Below are 18,703 nucleotides of genomic sequence, written 5' to 3'. Positions count from 1 at the left end.
TCTAGGCGGGAAGCGGGCGCGGATCTGCTCCGTGACCCCGCGGCGGACGTCGTCAGACTCGCACCGCGATCACCGAGGCGTGCGGGCGGGAGCTGACCTCGCCGGCGACCCGCGGACGGGACTCGCATGCGGTCACCATAAAACCCGCCGGTTCGAGCAGCTCGGCGAGAGCATCCGGGCTCCAGAAGTACGCCGTCGTGACGGCGTGGGCGAAGGGCTCGCGCGGGGTGCCGTCGAAGAAGCCGATCAGGATGCTGCCGCCCGGCGCGAGCACGCGGGCGAACTCGGCGAGGACGGCGGGGATGTCGGTGGGCGGCGTATGGATCAGCGAGTACCAGGCGAGGATGCCGCCGAGCGACGCGTCGGGGAGCGGGAGCGCCGCGAAGCTGCCGTGCAGGAACGCGAGCTCGGGGTACGTGCTGCGCGCATGCGCGATGAACTGCGCGGACAGGTCGATGCCGACAACGTCGCGCCCGGCTTCGTGCAGGAACGCGGTCCACAGGCCTGGTCCGCAGCCGGCATCCAGGATGCGCCCGGTCGTGGCATCCGCCCAGGCGCCGATCTCTTCTCGATCCTGCGCCGCGAGCTGATCGACCTCGCCGACGAGCGCGATGTACTCGGCTGCCCGCGCATCGTACGCGCCCCCGATGACGTCGCTCATCGGGCGGCGAGGGCGGCCTGATAGAGGTCGCGGGAGCTCAGGCCCGTCGCTGCCGCAACCTCGGTGCAGGCGTCCTTGAGGCGGGTGCCGGATGCCACCAGCGCCTGCACCTGAGCGAGGGCGTCCTCGGCGGAGATGGCGATGGGTGACGCGCCCGACACGACAACGACGATCTCGCCCTTCACGCCCTGCTCGGCCCACTCCGCGAGCTCGGATGCGGTGCCGCGCCGCACCTCCTCGTAGAGCTTGGTCAGCTCACGGCACACCGCGATGCGCCGGTCGGCGCCGAAGGCGGCGCCCATGTCCGCGAGCGAGGAGGCCAGGCGCGACGGCGACTCGAAGAACACCATGGTGCGGGGTTCGGATGCGAGCCTGCCGAGCGCCTGACGCCGCTCCCCCGGCTTGCGCGGCAGGAACCCCTCGAAGGTGAAGCGGTCGGTGGGCAGGCCCGAGATGGCCAGGGCCATCAGCACGGCGCTGGGCCCCGGGATCGCGGTGACGGTGACCCCGGCATCGACGGCAGCGGCGACGAGTCCGTACCCGGGATCGCTGACGGCGGGCATGCCCGCGTCGCTGACGACCACGATGTCCTGCTCGGCGGCGAGCGCTGCCAGCTCCGCCGACTTGTGCTTCTCGTTGTGATCGTGCAGCGCGATCAGGCGCGGGCGGTTGGTGATCTTCAGCGCCTGCAGCAGCCGCTGCGTGGTGCGGGTGTCCTCTGCGGCGACGACCTCCGCGTTCTCGAGCACCTCGATCAGCCGCCGGGACGCATCGCCGAGGTTTCCGATCGGGGTCGCCGCGAGGATGATCACCGCTCCAGCTTATGCGGCAGGCTCCGACGCATTGCCTAGGCTGAGCAGGTGACATCGCCCGCACCCCTGCTGCCGCCGCTGCACGCCCGTGCGACCCTGTGGGAGCGGCTTCGGGCCCGGGCGACGAGCACTCCGCGGGCCTCCCGGATGCTGAGCTGGCTGAGCCCCGCTCTGAGCACTCTGCTCGCCGCCGTCCTGCGCCTCGTGAACCTCGCCCATCCGCACGAGATCATGTTCGACGAGACGTACTACGTCAAGGACGCCTGGTCGCTGTGGAACCTCGGCTACGAGGCGAAGTGGGATGAGGGGGCCGATGCGCGGCTGCAGAACGGCGACGCCGCGGCGCTGCAGGCCGAGGGCTCGTTCGTGGTCCATCCTCCACTGGGCAAATGGATCATCGCCCTGGGCATGGCCGCGAGCGGGCCGGGCTCCAGCTTCGGGTGGCGGGTGACAACCGCGCTGCTGGGGGCCCTGACGGTGCTGCTCGTGCATCTGGTCGCCCTGCAGCTGACCCGGTCGCAGGCCGTCGCCGCGATCGCGAGCGGACTGCTGGCGATCGACGGCCTGGGGATCGTGATGAGCCGGATCGCCCTGCTCGATGGCATCCTGACCTTCTTCCTCCTGCTCGGAGCGCTGTTCGTGCTCCTGGACCGCGGGCGCACGATGGCGCGCCTGGCCGCGGTCCGCCCCCGCGGCGGTCCCGGCACCGACGCGGACGACGCGCCGGCTCGGATGACCGGCCCCGTGCTCTGGGCACGCCCCTGGCTCATCGCCGCGGGGATCACCTTCGGCGCATCCGCCGCGGTGAAATGGTCGGGACTGTACGCGCTCGCCGCATTCGGTCTGTACGTCGTCGTCACGGATGCGCTCGCGCGGCGGCGCGCCGGCGTGGCGCTGTGGCCGACGGATGCCGTGTTCCGTCAGGGTCCGGTGTCGTTCATCCTGTCGGTCGGCCCTGCCCTGGTGACCTATCTCGTCTCCTGGACCGGCTGGCTGATCACAGCCGGCGGCTACGACAGGCAGGCGGATGCCAACCCGCTGATCGCCCTGTGGAAGTACCACGAGTCGATCCTGAACTTCCACGTGGGCCTGGCGACCCCGCACCCGTACGCGAGTCCGGCATGGCAGTGGCCGCTGCTGCTGCGTCCGACGGCGATCTGGGTGGCCGACGAGCCCGCTCCCTGCGGCACGGACCACTGCATCGCCGTGATCTCCTCGGTGCCGAACCCGCTGATCTGGTACGCCGGCGTCGCTGCGGCGGTGTACCTGATGTACCGCTTCGTGCGCGGGCTGATCGAGCGGACCCCCGTCGGGCCGGTGCTCACCTTCCCACTCGTGGGCCTGGTCGCCACCTATGTGCCGTGGCTGCTCGTCGGCAACCGCACGATCTTCCAGTTCTACACGATCGTGATGATGCCCTTCCTCGTGCTGGCACTGGCCGTCGCGCTGCGCGAGCTGGCCGGTTCCGTCGACGCCCCGCTGCACCGGCGCCAGGCCGGACAGCGCACGGTGGCCGTGTACCTGTGCGCCGTGGTCGTCATCTCGGCGTTCTACTACCCCGTGTGGACTGGGGTGAGCGTTCCCTACCCGTTCTGGCTCGTCCACAACTGGCTACCGGGCTGGATCTGACTCGCTCGCGGGACGGGCGCTGAGCGCTCAATGCTGGACGGGCACAGTCCCAGTGGGCGCGTGGCCCTCCTCGAAGCTCGGCCGCTTGCCCAGCATCCGCCCGATGCCCAGGACCACACCGACCACCACGAGGCCGACGAGCATCCCGACCACGGCCGACACGGCGGTGTCACCGAGCCAGACCACGAACCCGCCGAGCGGCGCCAGCAGCTCCTCGATGCTGTGCAGCAGATCCGCCAGCCACGACAGGCCCACCTCGCCCAGGTTCACGATCACGAGGTGGCCGCCCACCCAGAGCATCGCGACGGTGCCGATGACGCTGATCACACGGAAGACCGCCGGCATCGAGCGCACGATGCGCGTTCCGGTGTGCCGCACCCGCCGCACCGGGTTCTTGGCCATCTTCAGTCCGACGTCGTCGATCTTGACCAGCAGCGCCACGGCGCCGTAGACCACGCCTGTCATGAGCACCGCGATCACGGCGAGGACGCCGAGGGTCTGCCAGATGCCCAGCTGCGGGTCGAGGTTGGCGAGGGAGATGAGCATGATCTCGGTGGAGAGGATCAGATCGGTGCGGATCGCACCCCACACCAGGCGCTTCTCGTCACGCGCTCCCTCCTCGCCGTGCCCATGACCGAATCCGAACCACTCCAGCACCTTCTCGGCGCCCTCGAAGCACAGATAGGTGCCACCGATGATGAGCAGGTAGGGAAGCACCCACGGCGCGAAGGCGGTGAGCACCAGCGCGATCGGGATGATGATGAGGAATTTGTTCGCGATGGAACCGAGCGCGATCTTGCCGACGACGGGCAGCTCCCGCGCCGGCGTCAGCCCCTGCACGTACTGCGGCGTGACCGCCGCGTCGTCGATGACGACGCCCGCCGCCTTCGCGGACGCCTTCAGCGCAGCGGTCAGGATGTCATCGACGACGGCGAGCAGGCCAACGGACATGCGGTCCCCCAGGGATCGTGTGCGGCCGGCGTGTCTCGCCGGTTCGACACGTAACGCTACTGGATCGACGGCCGGATGCTACGGAGCCGGCGTCTTCGGCACTCCCGGGCGCGACCGTCCGCGGGTCAGGCGCGCCACCGCGAGGAGCACGGCGGTGAGTCCGAGGGTGAGCAGAAGCTGCGTGCGCGCGGTCGCATCGATCATCGCCAGGGCGACGATCCCGGCGAGCAGGACGAGGCAGGCCCAAGACAGCCAGGGGAAGCCCCACATGCGCATCGGCATCCGCTCCCCGTCGCGGTCGGCGCGGCGACGCAGGATGATCTGCGCGATCGCCGTCGCCGTCCAGATGACGATCACCGTGGAGCCGACGATGTTCAGCAGCAGGCCGAGCACCACCTCGGGGAAGGCCCAGTTGAGTCCGACCGTGACGAACCCGAAGGCCACCGAGGCCAGCACCGCCACGAACGGCACGCCCTTGTCGCTGGTGCGGACGGCGGCCAGCGGAGCCAGACCGCGCTCACCCAGCGAGTACGCCATGCGCGAGGCGCCGTAGATGTTCGCGTTCATCGCCGAAAGCAGCGCGAGCACGACGATCGCGGACATCAGCAGGTCGACGCCCGGCAGGCGCAGCGTCGCGAGGACGGCGGAGAACGGGCCTTCGACGACCTCCTCGGCATTCCAGGGGAGCACCGTGACGATCACGAAGATCGAGCCCATGTAGAAGATCAGGATGCGCACCATCACCTCGCGCACGATGCGGCGGATGTTGTTCGCCGGGTCGTCCGACTCGGCCGCGGCGATCGCCACGACCTCCGTGCCACCGAACGCGAAGACGACGATCAGCAGCGCCGCGGCGATCCCCGTCACCCCGTGCGGGGCGAACCCGCCCTGGTCGACGAGGTTGCCGATGCCGGTGGCGGGCACACCGGGTATGAGCCCGACGATCGCCAGCGCGCCGACCACCAGAAACGCCACGATCGCGAAGACCTTGACCGCGGCGAACCAGAACTCGAACCGGCCGTAGTTGCGCACGCCGAAGAGGTTCACCGCGGTGAGTGCCGCGACGAACACCAGCACCCAGGCCCAGGCCGGTATCCCGGGGATCCATCCCGACACGATGCCCGCCGCGCCCGTCGCCTCGGCTGCGATCACCACCACGAGCTGGATCCAGTAGAGCCACCCCACGGCGCTACCCGCGCTGCGGCCCATCGCCCGCTGCGCGAACGAGCTGAACGCCCCGGAGCTCGGTCGCGCCGCGACCATCTCGGCCAGCATCGACATCACGAGGATCACGATGGTGCCCGCGACCAGATACGAGACCAGCACCGCGGGCCCGGCGATGCTGATCGCCTGGCCCGAGCCGACGAACAGCCCTGCGCCGATCGCTCCGCCCAGGCCCATCATCGAGATCTGCCTGCGGGTCAGGCCGGGGTGCAGGCCAGGCGTCGTGGTCGTGATCGCGGGCGCCTCCGACATGGGGCGGACCTCCTCGTCCGTTCGGGCCGCCGCGCCGGAGTGCGCGGCCGCTCCGAAGCGCAACCCTAGAACGCCGTCCCGCTCCGGTGCAAAGTGCGCGACGAAGAGGATGCACCTTGCGCGCCGCGGTAAAGCACTATCCGGCCTGAGTGATCAGAATGCAAAGCGGAGAGTCGCCCGCGCCGCGCATCGAAGCGCTCGGACGCAGGAGATCGCACGGGCACAGGAGAAGTTTCGCGGCATCCGTCCTGTCGCCGCCGAAGCTCCTGTTCCCGCGTCAGCGAGTGCGCGCCAGCGCACGAGCATCGGTGGTCGGCAGGCGGCACACGAAGTCTCGGCAGTCGTAGACCACGCCGTCGGTCGCATCCTTGCCTTCGAACAGTGCGAATCCGGCATCCGCGAACGCCTTCGCCTGCGCCGGCGTCACCACGGCGGCGACCTCGGCGTCCGTCCGAGTCGCGGCATCGGCCAGCGCACCGTCGCGTGATCCGACGACGGCGACCACCTGGCGCGGCGGGCGCACGAGACCGCCCGCGACCCGCAGCAGCGCTCCGTAGGCGATCGGATGCTGCAGCGCTCGGCCGACCACGCCGGCGACCAGTTCCTGCGCGCGCTCCCGGTGCACATCTCCCGCGCCCAGCCACCAGGCGGTGAGATGCGCGGAGGCCAGCGCGGCAGGACCGGAGGGCAGATCGCCGTCGCTCTCGTCTCCCGCGGTCGCGATGTCGTACGCGGCCAGCACCGGGTCCGACGCCACGACGGCGTCGAGGACGCTCCGCGCCCGCTCAGCCCAGGCGGCGTTCCCCGTGGCGACGGACAGGGAGAACATTCCGTCGGCGAGCAGCCCGACATCCGCCGACGTCGCGACGGCCACCGCGGCGACGCCGTCCAGCGACGAGCGCACGAGCTCACCGGAGGCGGCGCGGTTCACGCGGAGCACATGCTCGGCCGCGGCGGCCGCAGCGTCCACCCATGCCTGCACACCGAGTGCCGAGCCCGCGCGGGCGAGCGCCCCGATGGCGAGTCCGTTCCAGCCGGTGAGCACCTTGCCGTCGACGGCGGGTGGCTCGAGTGCCTCCCGCTCCGCCGCATCCCTCCGATACCAGCCGCCCTCGCTGCGTTCGCCCCCGATCCAGGATTCCGAGTCCTGGGCCGCGGCGAATCCCCCGCCGTCCGTGCGCAGGACGCCCAGCAGGAACCCTGCGATGCCGTGCACCACGTCTGCCCGCCCGGCCGCGACCGCCACGTCCAGCAGCTGGGCGTTGTCGATCAGCATCCGCTCGTAGTGCGGCACGGTCCAGTCGCGCTGGGTGGCGTAGCGGAAGAAGCCCCCGTCGACGCGATCCCGCAGCTCGGAGGCGGCCATCGCATCGAGGGCGCGCTCCGCGGCGTCGGACTGGCCGGCCAGCGGATGCTGCAGGAACCGCAGCGTGGTGGCCATCGGGAACTTCGGCGCGCCGCCGAAGCCGCCGAACAGCCGATCCTCGCGCTCGGCGACTCGGGCGGCGGCCGAGAGCAGCTCGTGCTCGGTGGGCAGTGTCGACGGAGTGGACGCGGCGGTTCGGCGCAGAGCGTCGGCGACGGCATCCGCCGACTCCACGACCTCCTCCCGCCGCTCGGTCCATGCCTCGCGCACCGCCGTGAGCACCTCGCGGAACGCGGGCATGCCGCCCCGCGCCGTCGGCGGCCAGTACGTTCCGGCGTAGAAGGTGCGCCCTCCAGGCGTCGCGAAGACGGTCAGCGGCCAGCCGAGGTTCTGCGTGAAGGCGGATGCCGCGGCCATGAAGGCGGCGTCGACGTCCGGATGCTCCTCGCGGTCGATCTTCACCGAGACGAAGCCCTCGTTCATCTGCGCCGCGGTCGCCGGATCGGAGAACGATTCCCGTGCCATCACATGGCACCAGTGGCACGTCGAGTACCCGATCGAGATCAGCAGGGGAACGTCGCGCTCACGTGCCTCGTCGAACGCCTCGGCGCTCCACGGATGCCAGTCGACCGGATTGGCGGCGTGCGCGCGCAGGTAGGGGCTGAGGGTGTCGACGAGCCGGTTGGTCATGGCCCCACGCTACGCCGCCCGTCGCCGGCGGACCTCAGAACGCGGCGACCGCACGCGGGTCGGCCACCGCCGCATAGCCGATGAGAGGGAGGGCTCGCTCCGCGGCAAGCGCGATGCGCTCCCGCAGCGCTTCCGACGAGATCTCGTAGCCGTCGAAATCCGTGTCGCTGGCGTAGACGCCGATCGGCAGGGTGAGGGCCTGGAAGAACCCGAAGAGCGGGCGCAGCTGGTGCTCGATGATCAGGGCGTGCCGCTCGCCACCGCCCGTCGCCGCCAGCAGCACCGGCTTGCCTGCGAGCGAGTACTGGCCGATGAAGTCGAACAGGTGCTTGAACAGACCCGTGAACGACGCGCGGTACACCGGACTGCCGACGACGAGCAGATCGGCGTCCTCGATCGCGCGCAGCTCTTCCTCCACACCGGAGAGCAGGTCCTCGCGGCGCAGGGCACCGGCGAGTCCGGGACCGATGCGGGTGAGCTCGATCAGGTGCACATCGACATCGACCCGCTCCGCAACCGCCGCGGAGATGGCACGCAACAGCGCCGTGGTCTTGCTCGGCTCGTGCAGGGATCCCGACACGGCCACCACACGATAGGGGGCAGTCATGCCTTCGACGGTACTGAGCGGGGCGCCCCGCGTCATAGGAGACGACACGGGGCGTCATGCGACGCGACGCCGAGCGCGTGCGGGCCTCTCCCTTTTGACACGCATTCGCCGATGTCGACAGACTGACCAGGCGCGCCACGGCCGGCGCGCGAAGGGAGACAGAAATGAACGAGCGTTCAACAGGACGTCGCATCCGGAGCCGTGCCGGCTGGCGGGCACGTGCCGCGGCCCTCGCCGTCGCGGTGCTGACCGCCGTCGGCGTCGGCGTCGTGGCAGCGCCGGCGCAGGCCTACTACACGAACTCCGCCCACGACTTCCGCGTGCTCACGCACGTTCAGAACAAGGGCTGGACGTCGACGCCGGGAACCCGTGGCGCAGGCCTGCGACTCGAGGCGATCCGCGTCACCCAGCTGCAGCACAAGGTGATCTGCCTCAACGCCCACGTGGCGAACATCGGCTGGCAGGGAAAGCGGTGCACGAGCGGCAAGGGCACCACGATCACCGTCGGGACGACGGGACGAGACCTCGCGATCGAAGCCGTCACCCTCACACGGCCCGGCAACACCTATGGGATGACGGCCACCGTGCACATCCAGAACGTCGGCGACAAGACCATCGGCGTCGGCAAGGGCATCGGCGGGTTCACCGTCGGCACGACGGGCAAGCGCCTGCGCATGGAGTGGTTCGAGCTCAAGACCTCGTGACGTCGTAGCGGGGGCGGGCCGGCTCCGGATGGGTCACGAGCCGGCCGGCTCCGCCGCGATCAGTTGAGGTCGTCGGGTGGGGTCATCCGCCGCGAGCGTTCTCGCGGCGGTGATCCCGCGCTTGTCATGAACCTCTGCACCTGTTTACGATGGGGTATCGCCGGTTCGTCTAGCCGGCACGAGAGCCTGGATCTGGGTTCGACGCCACGCGGCAGCTCTGCCGTATCCGTTGTCAGTCGTCCCTCCGGAGTCTTCTCATGCGCCTTCGTCGCGTTTCCCTTCCTCTCATCTTGACCGCGGTCGCCGCAGCATTCGTCACAGGTTGCACGTCGGCCCCCGCCACCGCGGAGCCATCCGCCGACGCTTACCCGCTGACCCTCGACAACTGCGGCTTCGAGACGACCTTCGATAAGGCGCCGGAGCGCGTCGTCACGATCAAGTCCTCGACTACCGAACTGCTCCTCTCGCTCGGCCTCGGCGATCGGATCGTCGCGCAGGCCTTCTCGGACGGCCCGGTTCCGGATGAGCTCCGCACCGAAGCGGAGAGCATCGAGATGCTGTCCGAGAAGGTGCCTTCTCAGGAAGCCGTGCTCTCGCTCGAGCCCGACCTCGTCTTCGCCGGATGGGAATCGAACCTCACCGCGGAGGGGGCCGGTGAGCGAAGCATGTTGGACTCGCTGGGAGTCGGCACATACGTCGCCCCAGCGGCATGCACCGAGAAGGGCTACGCACCAAATCCCCTCACCTTCGACGACGTCTTCGACGGAATCGCCGAGGCCGGACGGATCTTCGATGTCGCGGATGCCGCGAGCGCGCTCGTGGACGAGCAGCGCAGCGAGCTCGCCGAGCTGGCCCCGGACGAACGCGGCCTCACCGCGGTCTGGTACTCCTCGGGCCGGGACACGCCGTTCGTCGGCGCGGGCACCGGTGCACCTCAGATGATCATGTCCGCAGCCGGACTCGAGAACATCTTCGGAGACGTGACCGAGAGCTGGACCTCTGCGTCCTGGGAGGCCGTCGCCGACCAAGATCCCGATGTCCTCGTGCTCGTCGACTCCGCCTGGAACACCGCGGACTCCAAGATCGAGCTGCTTCGCAGCGGTCCCGTGACGTCGCAGCTCCGAGCGGTGCGCGAGAATCGCTTCCTCGTCGTCGACTTCCCCGCCACCGAGGCCGGAGTGCGCAACGTGTCTGCGGTCGCCTCACTGCTCGACCAGCTGGCGTCGTCATGACGGTTGCACTCCCGCGACGCGTCGCCTGGGAGCAGCCGAGGACTCGAGGCAGAGTACCGGCGGTGGCCGCCGTGCTCGTCGCTGCCATCGTGCTCTCCGTTGTCGCCGCGAGCACGATCGGAACGGCGGACATCGCGCCACACGACGTGCTCCGCAGCGTGTTGGCTCGCGTGGGCATCGGACAGAGCGGCCTGACGCCTCTTCAGGAGGGCATCATCTGGCAGTTGCGCTTCCCGCGCATCGTTACGGCCGCCGCAGTGGGGGCCGGACTCGCCCTGTGCGGTGTGGTGATGCAAGCGCTCACGCGGAACCCGCTCGCGGATCCATATCTGCTGGGACTCTCCTCGGGAGCCTCCGTGGGAGCTGTGCTCGTGCTCGTGCTCGGCATCGGCATCCATCTGCCGGTTGCTGCGTTTCTCGGAGCGCTTGCCGCGCTCGGCGCGACCCTCGCACTCGCTCGATTGGGCGGCGCGCTCTCTCCTTCGACGACCGTGCTGGCCGGCCTCGCCGTGTCGGCGATCGGCAGCGCACTCACCAGCCTCTTCATCCTCCTGCACGCGACCGGCGACAGCTACCGCGAGATCCTGAACTGGCTGTTGGGCTCGCTCGCCGGGTCGTCGTGGAGCTCGGTGACGATCGCGATGGTCGCACTGGTCGTGGCCGGAGGACCGCTGCTCGCGAGCGGCCGAGTGCTCGACGCCTTCACGCTGGGCGATGCCGGCGCGTCCGCACTCGGAGTGCCCGTGGCGCGGATGCGTACGCTGCTCCTGCTCACCACCGCCGTGCTTACCGGAGCGCTCGTGTCCGTCAGTGGATCGATCGGCTTCGTCGGGTTGATCCTTCCGCACGCGGTCCGGCTGGTCGTGGGAGGGATGCATCGCCGGCTGCTTCCGCTCGCCGCGCTCGCCGGAGCGCTCTTCCTCATGTGGGCCGACACCCTCGCGCGCACCGTGCTCGACCCGCGAGAGCTCCCCGTCGGCATCGTGACGGCGCTCATCGGCGGACCGGTCTTCGCCTACCTGCTCGCCAGGAGGAGGGCATGATGCACACCTCCCGCGATACCGCGCCTGACGAAGCGAGTGGATCGACGCGCAAGAACGGTCTGACCGTGCGCGGCGTGCGCGCAAGCAGAGGCGGCTCCCTCATCATCGATGGCGCCGACCTCTCCGCGCCCCGCGCGCGCATCACAGCGCTCCTCGGCCCCAATGGCGCGGGCAAGAGCACACTGCTGCACGCGATCGCGGGGACATCCCCCGCGTCGTTCACCACGCTCACGCACGGCGACGGCGACCTGCTCCGCATGCCGCGACGATCGCGTGCACAGGTCGTCGCTTTCGTCGAGCAGGAGCCTGCGACCCCGGACAGCATCCGGGTGCGGGAACTGGTCACGCTCGGCAGGCTCCCCCACGACGGGATGTGGGCCGCCAGCGGCGACGATCACCCCGCTGTGCAGCGTGGCATCCGCCTCACCGAGGCGAACGAGCTTGCCGAGCGCACCTACGCTTCGCTGTCCGGCGGCGAGAAGCAGCGTGTGCAGCTCGCGAGGGCCATCGCGCAGGAGCCGCGGCTCTTGCTGCTCGACGAGCCGACGAACCATCTGGACATCCGTGCCCAGCTCCGCACGCTCGCGCTGCTGCGCCGGCTGGCTCATGACGGCACGACGGTCGTGGCCGCGCTGCACGACCTCGGACTCGCCGCCGCCCACGCCGACCACGTGGTCGTCATGGCGGATGGAGGCGTGTTCGCCCAGGGCGCGCCAGCCGACGTGCTCACCCCCGCACTGCTGCGCGAGATATGGGGGGTTCATGCGGATGTGCTCACCAACCCGACGACAGGCCGCACCGTGCTCGCCCTGTCGCTCGAGGGCGCCTCCGTCGGGCGATGACGCCGGGGGCGCCGCAGACGCCGCACCGCTGTCAGATGTCGATCCAGGACCACTCCTCCGTCCACGGCACCCGGGACATCGCTACGGCCGGCCCGGACTCCTGCACGACGAAGGTGTCCGAGAAGTTGACGCTGAACCCGGCCGTCGGGTCGTACAGACCCGGCTCGACGGAGAAGCACATTCCCGGTTCGAGCACGGTCTGATCCCCGAGGGCGAGCCACGGGGGCTGGTGACGCTCCGGCCCCTGTCCGTGGGCGGGGCGGTGGTAGATCAGGTCCGCCATGCCCTCGTCGATCTGGAAGCGATGAATGCGCGCGGCGACATCCCCGCACACGGCACCGGCGCGGAGCGCATCCTGCTGAAGGAGGCAGGAATCCCTCACGACCCGCCAGACGCGCTCCATGCGCGCCGTGCGCTGCTGGAAGAGATACGGCCGGTAGCACTCGCCTCCGTAGCCGCCGATCTGGATGACGCCAGAGACCTGCAGCGCCGTGTCCGCGGTGATCGGCGCGTACCGGAACTGGTTGGGGTGCGGATACCCTGTCACAGCGCCCGCGCGAACCCAGCCCAGATCGACCACGACTCCTACGCCGCGATGCGGCCGGCCGTCGAGGTCGAGATCGGGCACGATTCGCTTGGTCGCGAAGTCGATCATCGACATCCGCAGGTCGAAGTCCGTGAGCGCCCGCCCGCGCTCGAGCAGTGTCTGTCGCGCGAACGCGTGCACCTCGTCGAAGTACGTGTACGCGCGCCGGATCAGTGCGAGCTCCTCCGGTGTCTTGCGCATGCGCATTCCCATGCACACGTGAGAGATGTCCACGACGGAGGTGCCGAGCAGGTTCTCGGCGGCGGATCGGCGGGCATCCGAGGGAAGCCTGTCGATCCCCATCGGATGCTCGCCCACGCGTCCGGAGCGACGGATGCCCTCGACGGCCATCTCCCACAAGTCGACTGCGGCCCCATTGGACGCCAGCCCACGGTAGGGGAACTGGTCCGCCACGTGCGGGAAGTCGAAGTACTCTAAGCCGTCGCCGAACCACCACTCATGGACGAGGTCACGGTCCAGCGTCGGATAGAACCAGAACGGCGCATCTTCACCGGCGCTGAGCAGTGCGTAGAGCGGACGCTCCGTCGTCGCCGCCCACAGCCCGGTGTAGTACACGATGTTCCACGGGTCGGTCAGCAGCACAGAGCGCACCCCGCTCGGGGCGAGTTCGTCCAGCAGCGCGGCGGCCCGTGCCTGGCTCCACTCCTTGGGCAGCCTGGTCTCGTCCGAGTCTCGGTACGGCGGCTCCTCGATCAGCAGCTTGAGCGATTCGGCGAGGTTCACAGCGCATCGACGCCAAGGTGCTCGGTGAAGTACCGTCCCTTCGCCATGCCGAGGTACACGCCGTGCTCCCCGGTGAAGTGGTGCGGCTGCTCGTTCACCGGGAGGAAGTCGAACGGCTTTCCGGCGCGCACCAGTGCCTCTGTGAACTGCAGCGACGCGGAGAACGGGACGTTGACGTCGGAGGTGCCGTGAACGATCAGCAGCTTGCCCTGAAGGCGATCGACCATCGCGTGCAGGTCGAGTCGGTCGTAGCCCTCGATGTTGTCCTCGAGCGGTCCCATCACGCATTCGATGGGACCGGGACCGTTTCCCTCCCGCATCTCGTAGACGCCGTTCACTGCCACGCCGACGTGATAGGTCTCCGGTGCCTCGAGCAGCGCGCGGGCGGTGTAATACCCGCCGTACGAGCGACCGTACACGCCCACTCTGCTCAGATCCAGGTACGGCCGCTCCGCCGCAAGCCCGCGCAGGGCCGCCACGTGGTCGGGAATAACGGTGTCTGCGAAGTTGCCGTACGCCCAGTCGTGGAATTCCTTCGAGCGCTCCGGCGTGCCGCGCCCGTCGACCATGACGACCGCGAAGCCCAGCTGGGCGAGCGCGTGCGAGACGATGGCGTTGTCGTCGTCGATCATGGTCGGTACGAAGGCGCTGTTGGGGCCCGCGTAGATCGACTCGATCACCGGGTAGGTGCTGGTCCGGTCGAAGTCGGCGGGAAGGTACAGCTGACCGTGGAGCACGGTCTCGCCGTCATCCGCGAGGACGGTGAACTCTTCGGGCGCAGTCCAGACGTCGAGCACGGCCGGGTCAGCCTCGTCGAGACGTGCGACCGTGGTGCCATCGGCGCGGCGAAGGTCGGAGGCCGGAACGCGGTCCATGCTCGCGTGAGTGTCCACGAACAGCGACGCGTCGGGCGAGAACTGGGCACGGTGCGTGCCGGGTTCGGTCGTGAGCTGCTCGAAACCACCGGACCCGTCCAGCCGTGCACGGCACACGTGGGTGTCGTAGGGACGAGAGCGGTCCGAGTGCGCTTCGAAGTACACCCAGCCCGCCGGCTCATCGATCGCGACCAGCCTGGTCACGGCGTAGTCCCCCGAGGTGATCTGCGCGCGTGCGGCTCCGTCCATGTCGTGGAGGTGCAGATGTGCCCAGCCATCGCGTTCGGCCAGCCAGATGTGCCCGCTGCCGCTCGGCAGGAGCGTGCACCCCATGCCCTTCTCCCAGTAGGAGACCCACGTGTTCACGTGCTGCTCGTACACCACGCGGGTCGCCCCGCTCTCGGGATCGGCGGCCATGAGCGTGAACGGCTTCTTGAAACGGTTCGTCTTGATGAAGTACGCCTCGCGACCGTCAGGGCTCCACCCGAGGGGCCGGAGGTCCTGCTCGGGTTCAGGACCGCTGTCGATGGCGACGACGCGCCGGCTGATGCGGCGCACGATGTGCAGGCTCGTGGACTCCACGGCCCCGCCGACGCGCCCCGCGGGGAAGAACTCGACCTCCTCATTGGGCTTGAGCCAGTGCACGACGGGAAACCTCTCCATCTCCCGCGTGTCGACACGCCTGGTCAGCAGCTGCAGGCCGTCGGGCGACCACTTCGAGCCCTTGACCTCCCAGCGGTGGTCCGGGGTGCCGTCGTCGGTGAGCGGACTGATCCGATCGTCGATCGACCAGCGCAGCGCGAGGTCGTCGCCGACCTCGGTTGCGAAGTAGCGGCCACGGGGCTCAGGAACCTCTGACACGGGAGGGCGCCCGATCTTGAACGCCGAGCGCAGGTGTCGCCCCTGGGGCACGTCGCTCTGCGGCAGCCGGGAGGCCCGTGTGCGCTCGCCGGTCGCCCCGTCCACGATGTGCACGACTCCGTCCGCCTCGAAGGCGACCCGCCCCGAGCTCCAGATAGGCGAGATCCTTCCGCCGCGGAGGGTGCTGGCGAGATCAAGCAGGCTTCGATAGCGCTCTTGCCGTGTGGTCATCTTCTCTCCTCTGTTCGGCACGCGGTGTGCCGCTGATCAGGCCGCTCACAGACCGGCCGACTTGCCTTCCCTGCGGGAGCCGGAGGCGCCGCGCAGGCGCCCGTCGGTTCCGCGCCAGCACATCTCGAACGACCCCATGTGCCAGTCGGATGCTCCGAGCGGCCGCATCCGCACGCCGAGCGCCGAGAGGCCGGAGACGAACTCGTCCGAGACGCGGCTCTCCATGGCCATCGTGTACTGGTCGTCCATCGGCATCATGAGCGGACGCGCCTCGGCTTCGTCGGGCTCGAGGCCGAAGTCGAGGATGCTCGACAGGACTTGAGGCACGGTGGCCTCCACCTTGCCCGGCGTGCCGATCGCCAGCCACGGCTCACCGTCGCGCAACACCATCGTGTTGCCCATCACCGTGCGCACATCCCCACCACCGGCGTACCAGCCGCTGATGTTCTGGATCGGGTTGAGACTGGTGTCCGTGAGAGACCCCGTCATGGGCACTCCGCCCACGACCTCGCCGGGTATACCGCTGCCGGAGAGGGTCGTCATGGCCTGCACCCAGTCGCCGTTCGCGTCGACGATGCTGATCTCGCAGCTGTCCGTACCCGGAGGGATGGGGGTCTCCGGATGCCGGCGATGACGGCCGGTCAGTTCGACGTGCTCGGAAAGATCTACCCGCGGACGGGATGCCGCAATGATGCGTGCCACGTGGGCGTGGAAGTCACCGTCCATGATGGTGTCGCTCGGGTCCTCGAAGCAACGCGGGTCGTTGAGGTGCCCCAGCTCGATCCGCGCCCGACGCAGAACGTGTCCGAGGTAGTAGCAGGCGAGAGGATCCTCGCTGTAATGACCGAGGTCGCGGATGCCGAGACGGTCGAGCACCCCGAGGACGAACGATAGCGAGACGGCCTGGATCTGCGGCGCGGCGAGGGATGCGATCGTGTGCGCTCGGTGCTGGAACAGTCGCGCCCGCGACCACTGCGGGGCGTGCGCGCTGAGATCGTCCAGGCGGACCGGCCAGCCCATGGAATTGCCTCTGGCGACGAAGTCACGCGCCCACCCGCCGGTGAGGAAATGCTCGGGGCCCTCCACGGCGAGCGCCGACAGTGTGCGGGCGAGCTCGAGTTGCCGCCACAACTCCCCCACCTGGGGAAGGCGACCATCGGGGGTGAAGTGAGCTCTCCCCGATGGCGAGTGTTGGAAGTACGACAGAGTGGTGGCCATCACGTAGTGCTCGAACGAGGTGACGCGATGACCGTCCTCGGCGAGGGCGATCGCAGGTTCGACCAGCCGGGCCCACGGCAGTGTCGCGCCCTGTTCCCAGCAGGTCTTCATCGCCGGCATGAATCCGGGGACGACGGCGTTGGCTCCCGGTGGATGCGCGGAGTAGGTGGCGGGAACGATGGGAACGGGCCGGAACGGAGCCAGCCCAGGAACGATCCGGCCGGGGCTGTTGAGCTGGCGAACCGTTCCGGAACGACGTTCGTAGTGGAGCACCGTCACCGTTCCGGCGTGGTTGGTGAGCTCCTGAGACACTGTCGCCTGCACCATGCAGGCGACGATGAGTGCGTCGATGGCGTTGCCACCCTCCCGGAGGACGTCCACTGCGGCATCGGTGACCAGCGGATGCTGGGTCGACACCATTGCGGAGTCACCGAATGCGACGGCCTTGCGGCCCACCACTCCGGGAGGATGAAGCATGACGCTCTTCTTTCTTCTTTCGACCAGGATCAGGACGCGGGCGGCCCGATCTTGCTCCAATCGAGGATGACGACCTCGCCGGGGTGCAGGAACCCGTCGAGACCGCTGAGGTCGGCCCGGAGCGCATCGGTGTACTTCACCTGGACGAGCGTGGCCGTGGGCAGGTCATCGGCGATGATCCGCTGCGCCTCGGTGTAGAACGGTGTGCGCTCGGACTGCTCGTTGGCCGCCGCTGCGTCGCGGAACACCGTGTCGAGCTTCTCGTTGCAGTACCCCGTCGCGTTTCCGAACACCGCGTTCTGGTCGTTGTCGCAGGTGTAGCGACGGTAGAGCCCGATCGCCGGGTCGGCACCCGAGGAGATGTTGATCGTGTAGGTATCGAAGTTGTGCTCAGCGAAGACCTCTTTGCGGAAGACCTCCGGGTCGTCAGCAAGGACCTTCACGTCGATGCCAATCGCCTTCCAGTTGTCGGCGATGACCTCGGCCACCTTGTCGCCGCCCGGCTCCGCGGTCTCGTAGCGATGCGTCAGCGAGAAGCGGATGCCGTCGGCGTTGCGGGGATAGCCCGCGGCGTCGAGCGCCTTCTCGGCCGCCTCAGGGTCGAACGGCAGCTCCTTCTCGTAGTCGACCTCGCCCGAGTTCGCCCAATGGCCGTCGGGCAGCGGAGCGCGTCCGGGAGGGAAATAGCCGCCGTAGACGCTCTTCGAGATGAAGTCGCGGTCGATCGCCTGGAAGAGCGCCCGGCGGACCTCCGGCTTCGAGAGCACCTCGTTTCTCGTGTTGAACGGGAACATCTTCATCGATGTCGACGCTCGGCCCACATCCAGAAGGATCTTGTCGTCGTCCTCGAGTTGGAGGATCGACTCGTAGGTCACGTCGTAGGAGTTGATGTACTGGATGTCGCCCTTCTTCAGCGCGAGAGCGCGCGCCGAGGGCTCACCCATGACCGTGAACACGACGTTCTTGTAGCCGGGCTTGTCGCCCCAGTACTCGTCGTTGCGCTCCAGCGTGATGCGGTTGCTGTCCCAGGACTTGAACTTGAACGGACCCGTGCCGATCGGTGCGCGGTTCGCCGGGTTCTCGAGAAGGTCGGTTCCTTCGTAGATGTGCTTGGGCAGCACGGTGAAGGACATCGAGTTCAGCATCGCCAGGAAGGCGCCGGCCGGCGAGTTCAACTCCACGTCGACGGTGAGCTCGTCGACCTCACGGACCTCCTTGATCATGTCTTTGAGCGCCGCCGTCTGCGCGTTCACGCCGAGACCCTCGGTGAGGCTGAAGACGACGTCGTCCGCGGCGAAGGGTTCGCCGTCGTGCCACTTCACCCCTTCACGGAGATGAAACCGGTGGGTGACGTCGTCGAGCAGCTCCCACGATTCGGCGAGCTGGGGTTCGAGTTCGCGGTCACGATTCACCGTGACGAGGGACTCCTCCATCGCAAGGCCGACGAGTCCGACCTGTACGTCGCCGAGGAACAGTCGCATGAGGTGAGGCGGCTCTGCACTCATCCCCACCACGAAGGTGCTGTCCTTGGCATCTCCTCGGTTCGCTGCGCCGTTCGGCGAGCAGCCGGTGATCGCCAGCGCGGCGATGACCGCGCTGGCTCCGGCGAGCAGCAGTCGCTGCCGCAGCCGTCCTGTCCTTTTCATTGTGGTCGCCTTTCTGGTTTGTTCTTCTTGGTGCGTGGTGTTCGGTCTTGAT

At 68.9% G+C, this 18,703-nt stretch carries 15 protein-coding genes; 5 read left to right on the top strand and 10 right to left on the bottom strand.

The window, feature by feature from the left end; genetic code table 11:
- Nucleotides 1-52: 52 nt before the first annotated feature.
- Together ACFWHT_RS14245 and rsmI are read right to left on the bottom strand one after the other, a co-directional pair.
- Nucleotides 53-661, bottom strand: a complete 609-nt coding sequence (locus ACFWHT_RS14245) for a class I SAM-dependent methyltransferase (RefSeq protein WP_378829698.1) — start codon at nucleotides 659-661, stop codon at nucleotides 53-55.
- Entirely contained in the window at nucleotides 658-1,473 is an 816-nt protein-coding gene (rsmI, locus tag ACFWHT_RS14240; RefSeq protein WP_378829696.1) for a 16S rRNA (cytidine(1402)-2'-O)-methyltransferase, read from the bottom strand. Before rsmI ends, ACFWHT_RS14245 begins: the two co-directional genes overlap by 4 nt.
- Nucleotides 1,474-1,521: 48 nt before the next feature.
- Here rsmI and ACFWHT_RS14235 point away from each other — a divergent pair, with 48 nt between their 5' ends.
- Nucleotides 1,522-3,102, top strand: coding sequence for a dolichyl-phosphate-mannose--protein mannosyltransferase (locus ACFWHT_RS14235; protein WP_378829694.1), 1,581 nt, complete (start codon nucleotides 1,522-1,524; stop codon nucleotides 3,100-3,102).
- 27 nt (nucleotides 3,103-3,129) lie between these two features.
- Here the strand turns inward: ACFWHT_RS14235 and ACFWHT_RS14230 are convergent, their stop codons facing one another.
- The 4 genes from ACFWHT_RS14230 to msuE form a co-directional block, all read right to left on the bottom strand.
- Complete coding sequence (locus ACFWHT_RS14230) at nucleotides 3,130-4,053, bottom strand: DUF808 family protein (RefSeq protein WP_378829692.1); 924 nt, start codon at nucleotides 4,051-4,053, stop codon at nucleotides 3,130-3,132.
- 78 nt (nucleotides 4,054-4,131) lie between these two features.
- Entirely contained in the window at nucleotides 4,132-5,529 is a 1,398-nt protein-coding gene (locus ACFWHT_RS14225; RefSeq protein WP_378829690.1) for an amino acid permease, read from the bottom strand.
- A 277-nt stretch (nucleotides 5,530-5,806) separates the two neighbouring features.
- Nucleotides 5,807-7,585: a thioredoxin domain-containing protein gene (locus tag ACFWHT_RS14220; protein WP_378829687.1), complete on the bottom strand. Its 1,779-nt coding sequence runs from the start codon at nucleotides 7,583-7,585 to the stop codon at nucleotides 5,807-5,809.
- 34 nt (nucleotides 7,586-7,619) lie between these two features.
- A complete protein-coding gene (msuE, locus tag ACFWHT_RS14215; RefSeq protein WP_378829685.1) occupies nucleotides 7,620-8,192 on the bottom strand; it encodes an FMN reductase in 573 nt (190 codons plus the stop codon).
- Between the two features lie 164 nt (nucleotides 8,193-8,356).
- On the opposite strand from msuE, the gene ACFWHT_RS14210 reads away from it, so the two are divergent.
- The 4 genes from ACFWHT_RS14210 (at nucleotide 8,357) to ACFWHT_RS14195 (ending at nucleotide 12,013) form a co-directional block, all read left to right on the top strand.
- Complete coding sequence (locus tag ACFWHT_RS14210) at nucleotides 8,357-8,896, top strand: hypothetical protein (protein WP_378829683.1); 540 nt, start codon at nucleotides 8,357-8,359, stop codon at nucleotides 8,894-8,896.
- A 290-nt stretch (nucleotides 8,897-9,186) separates the two neighbouring features.
- On the top strand, nucleotides 9,187-10,128 hold the full coding sequence (locus ACFWHT_RS14205; protein WP_378829681.1) for a putative F420-0 ABC transporter substrate-binding protein: 942 nt from the start codon (nucleotides 9,187-9,189) through the stop codon (nucleotides 10,126-10,128).
- Nucleotides 10,125-11,171: a putative F420-0 ABC transporter permease subunit gene (locus ACFWHT_RS14200; RefSeq protein ID WP_378829678.1), complete on the top strand. Its 1,047-nt coding sequence runs from the start codon at nucleotides 10,125-10,127 to the stop codon at nucleotides 11,169-11,171. The genes ACFWHT_RS14205 and ACFWHT_RS14200 overlap by 4 nt, the downstream gene beginning before the upstream one ends.
- On the top strand, nucleotides 11,168-12,013 hold the full coding sequence (locus ACFWHT_RS14195; RefSeq protein WP_378829677.1) for an ABC transporter ATP-binding protein: 846 nt from the start codon (nucleotides 11,168-11,170) through the stop codon (nucleotides 12,011-12,013). The genes ACFWHT_RS14200 and ACFWHT_RS14195 overlap by 4 nt, the downstream gene beginning before the upstream one ends.
- A 31-nt stretch (nucleotides 12,014-12,044) precedes the next feature.
- Here ACFWHT_RS14195 and ACFWHT_RS14190 read toward each other — a convergent pair whose 3' ends face one another.
- The 4 genes from ACFWHT_RS14190 to ACFWHT_RS14175 are packed head-to-tail and all read right to left on the bottom strand — an operon-like array spanning nucleotide 12,045 to nucleotide 18,651.
- Complete coding sequence (locus tag ACFWHT_RS14190) at nucleotides 12,045-13,343, bottom strand: M24 family metallopeptidase (protein ID WP_378829675.1); 1,299 nt, start codon at nucleotides 13,341-13,343, stop codon at nucleotides 12,045-12,047.
- The gene (locus ACFWHT_RS14185) at nucleotides 13,340-15,310 is read right to left on the bottom strand and encodes a prolyl oligopeptidase family serine peptidase (protein ID WP_378829672.1); all 1,971 of its coding nucleotides are present in this window, start codon (nucleotides 15,308-15,310) and stop codon (nucleotides 13,340-13,342) included. The genes ACFWHT_RS14190 and ACFWHT_RS14185 overlap by 4 nt, the downstream gene beginning before the upstream one ends.
- 45 nt (nucleotides 15,311-15,355) lie before the next feature.
- Entirely contained in the window at nucleotides 15,356-17,005 is a 1,650-nt protein-coding gene (locus ACFWHT_RS14180; protein ID WP_378829670.1) for a gamma-glutamyltransferase, read from the bottom strand.
- A 29-nt stretch (nucleotides 17,006-17,034) separates the two neighbouring features.
- Nucleotides 17,035-18,651: an ABC transporter substrate-binding protein gene (locus ACFWHT_RS14175; RefSeq protein WP_378829668.1), complete on the bottom strand. Its 1,617-nt coding sequence runs from the start codon at nucleotides 18,649-18,651 to the stop codon at nucleotides 17,035-17,037.
- Between the last annotated feature and the right edge of the window lie 52 nt (nucleotides 18,652-18,703).

The sequence above is a fragment of the Microbacterium sp. NPDC058342 genome, from assembly GCF_042723935.1.
Classification (GTDB): domain Bacteria; phylum Actinomycetota; class Actinomycetes; order Actinomycetales; family Microbacteriaceae; genus Microbacterium.
This window is presented reverse-complemented; position numbering and strand designations above follow the sequence as displayed.

Bases quoted from the DNA above. Each gene is read 5' to 3' on its own strand.
- ACFWHT_RS14225 (WP_378829690.1), bottom strand. From the start codon at position 5,529: ATGTCGGAGGCGCCCGCGATCACGACCACGACGCCTGGCCTGCACCCC.
- ACFWHT_RS14245 (WP_378829698.1), bottom strand. From the start codon at position 661: ATGAGCGACGTCATCGGGGGCGCGTACGATGCGCGGGCAGCCGAGTAC.
- ACFWHT_RS14195 (WP_378829677.1), top strand. From the start codon at position 11,168: ATGATGCACACCTCCCGCGATACCGCGCCTGACGAAGCGAGTGGATCG.
- ACFWHT_RS14220 (WP_378829687.1), bottom strand. From the start codon at position 7,585: ATGACCAACCGGCTCGTCGACACCCTCAGCCCCTACCTGCGCGCGCAC.
- ACFWHT_RS14175 (WP_378829668.1), bottom strand. From the start codon at position 18,651: ATGAAAAGGACAGGACGGCTGCGGCAGCGACTGCTGCTCGCCGGAGCC.
- ACFWHT_RS14230 (WP_378829692.1), bottom strand. From the start codon at position 4,053: ATGTCCGTTGGCCTGCTCGCCGTCGTCGATGACATCCTGACCGCTGCG.
- ACFWHT_RS14210 (WP_378829683.1), top strand. From the start codon at position 8,357: ATGAACGAGCGTTCAACAGGACGTCGCATCCGGAGCCGTGCCGGCTGG.
- msuE (WP_378829685.1), bottom strand. From the start codon at position 8,192: ATGACTGCCCCCTATCGTGTGGTGGCCGTGTCGGGATCCCTGCACGAG.
- ACFWHT_RS14200 (WP_378829678.1), top strand. From the start codon at position 10,125: ATGACGGTTGCACTCCCGCGACGCGTCGCCTGGGAGCAGCCGAGGACT.
- ACFWHT_RS14180 (WP_378829670.1), bottom strand. From the start codon at position 17,005: ATGCTTCATCCTCCCGGAGTGGTGGGCCGCAAGGCCGTCGCATTCGGT.
- ACFWHT_RS14185 (WP_378829672.1), bottom strand. From the start codon at position 15,310: ATGACCACACGGCAAGAGCGCTATCGAAGCCTGCTTGATCTCGCCAGC.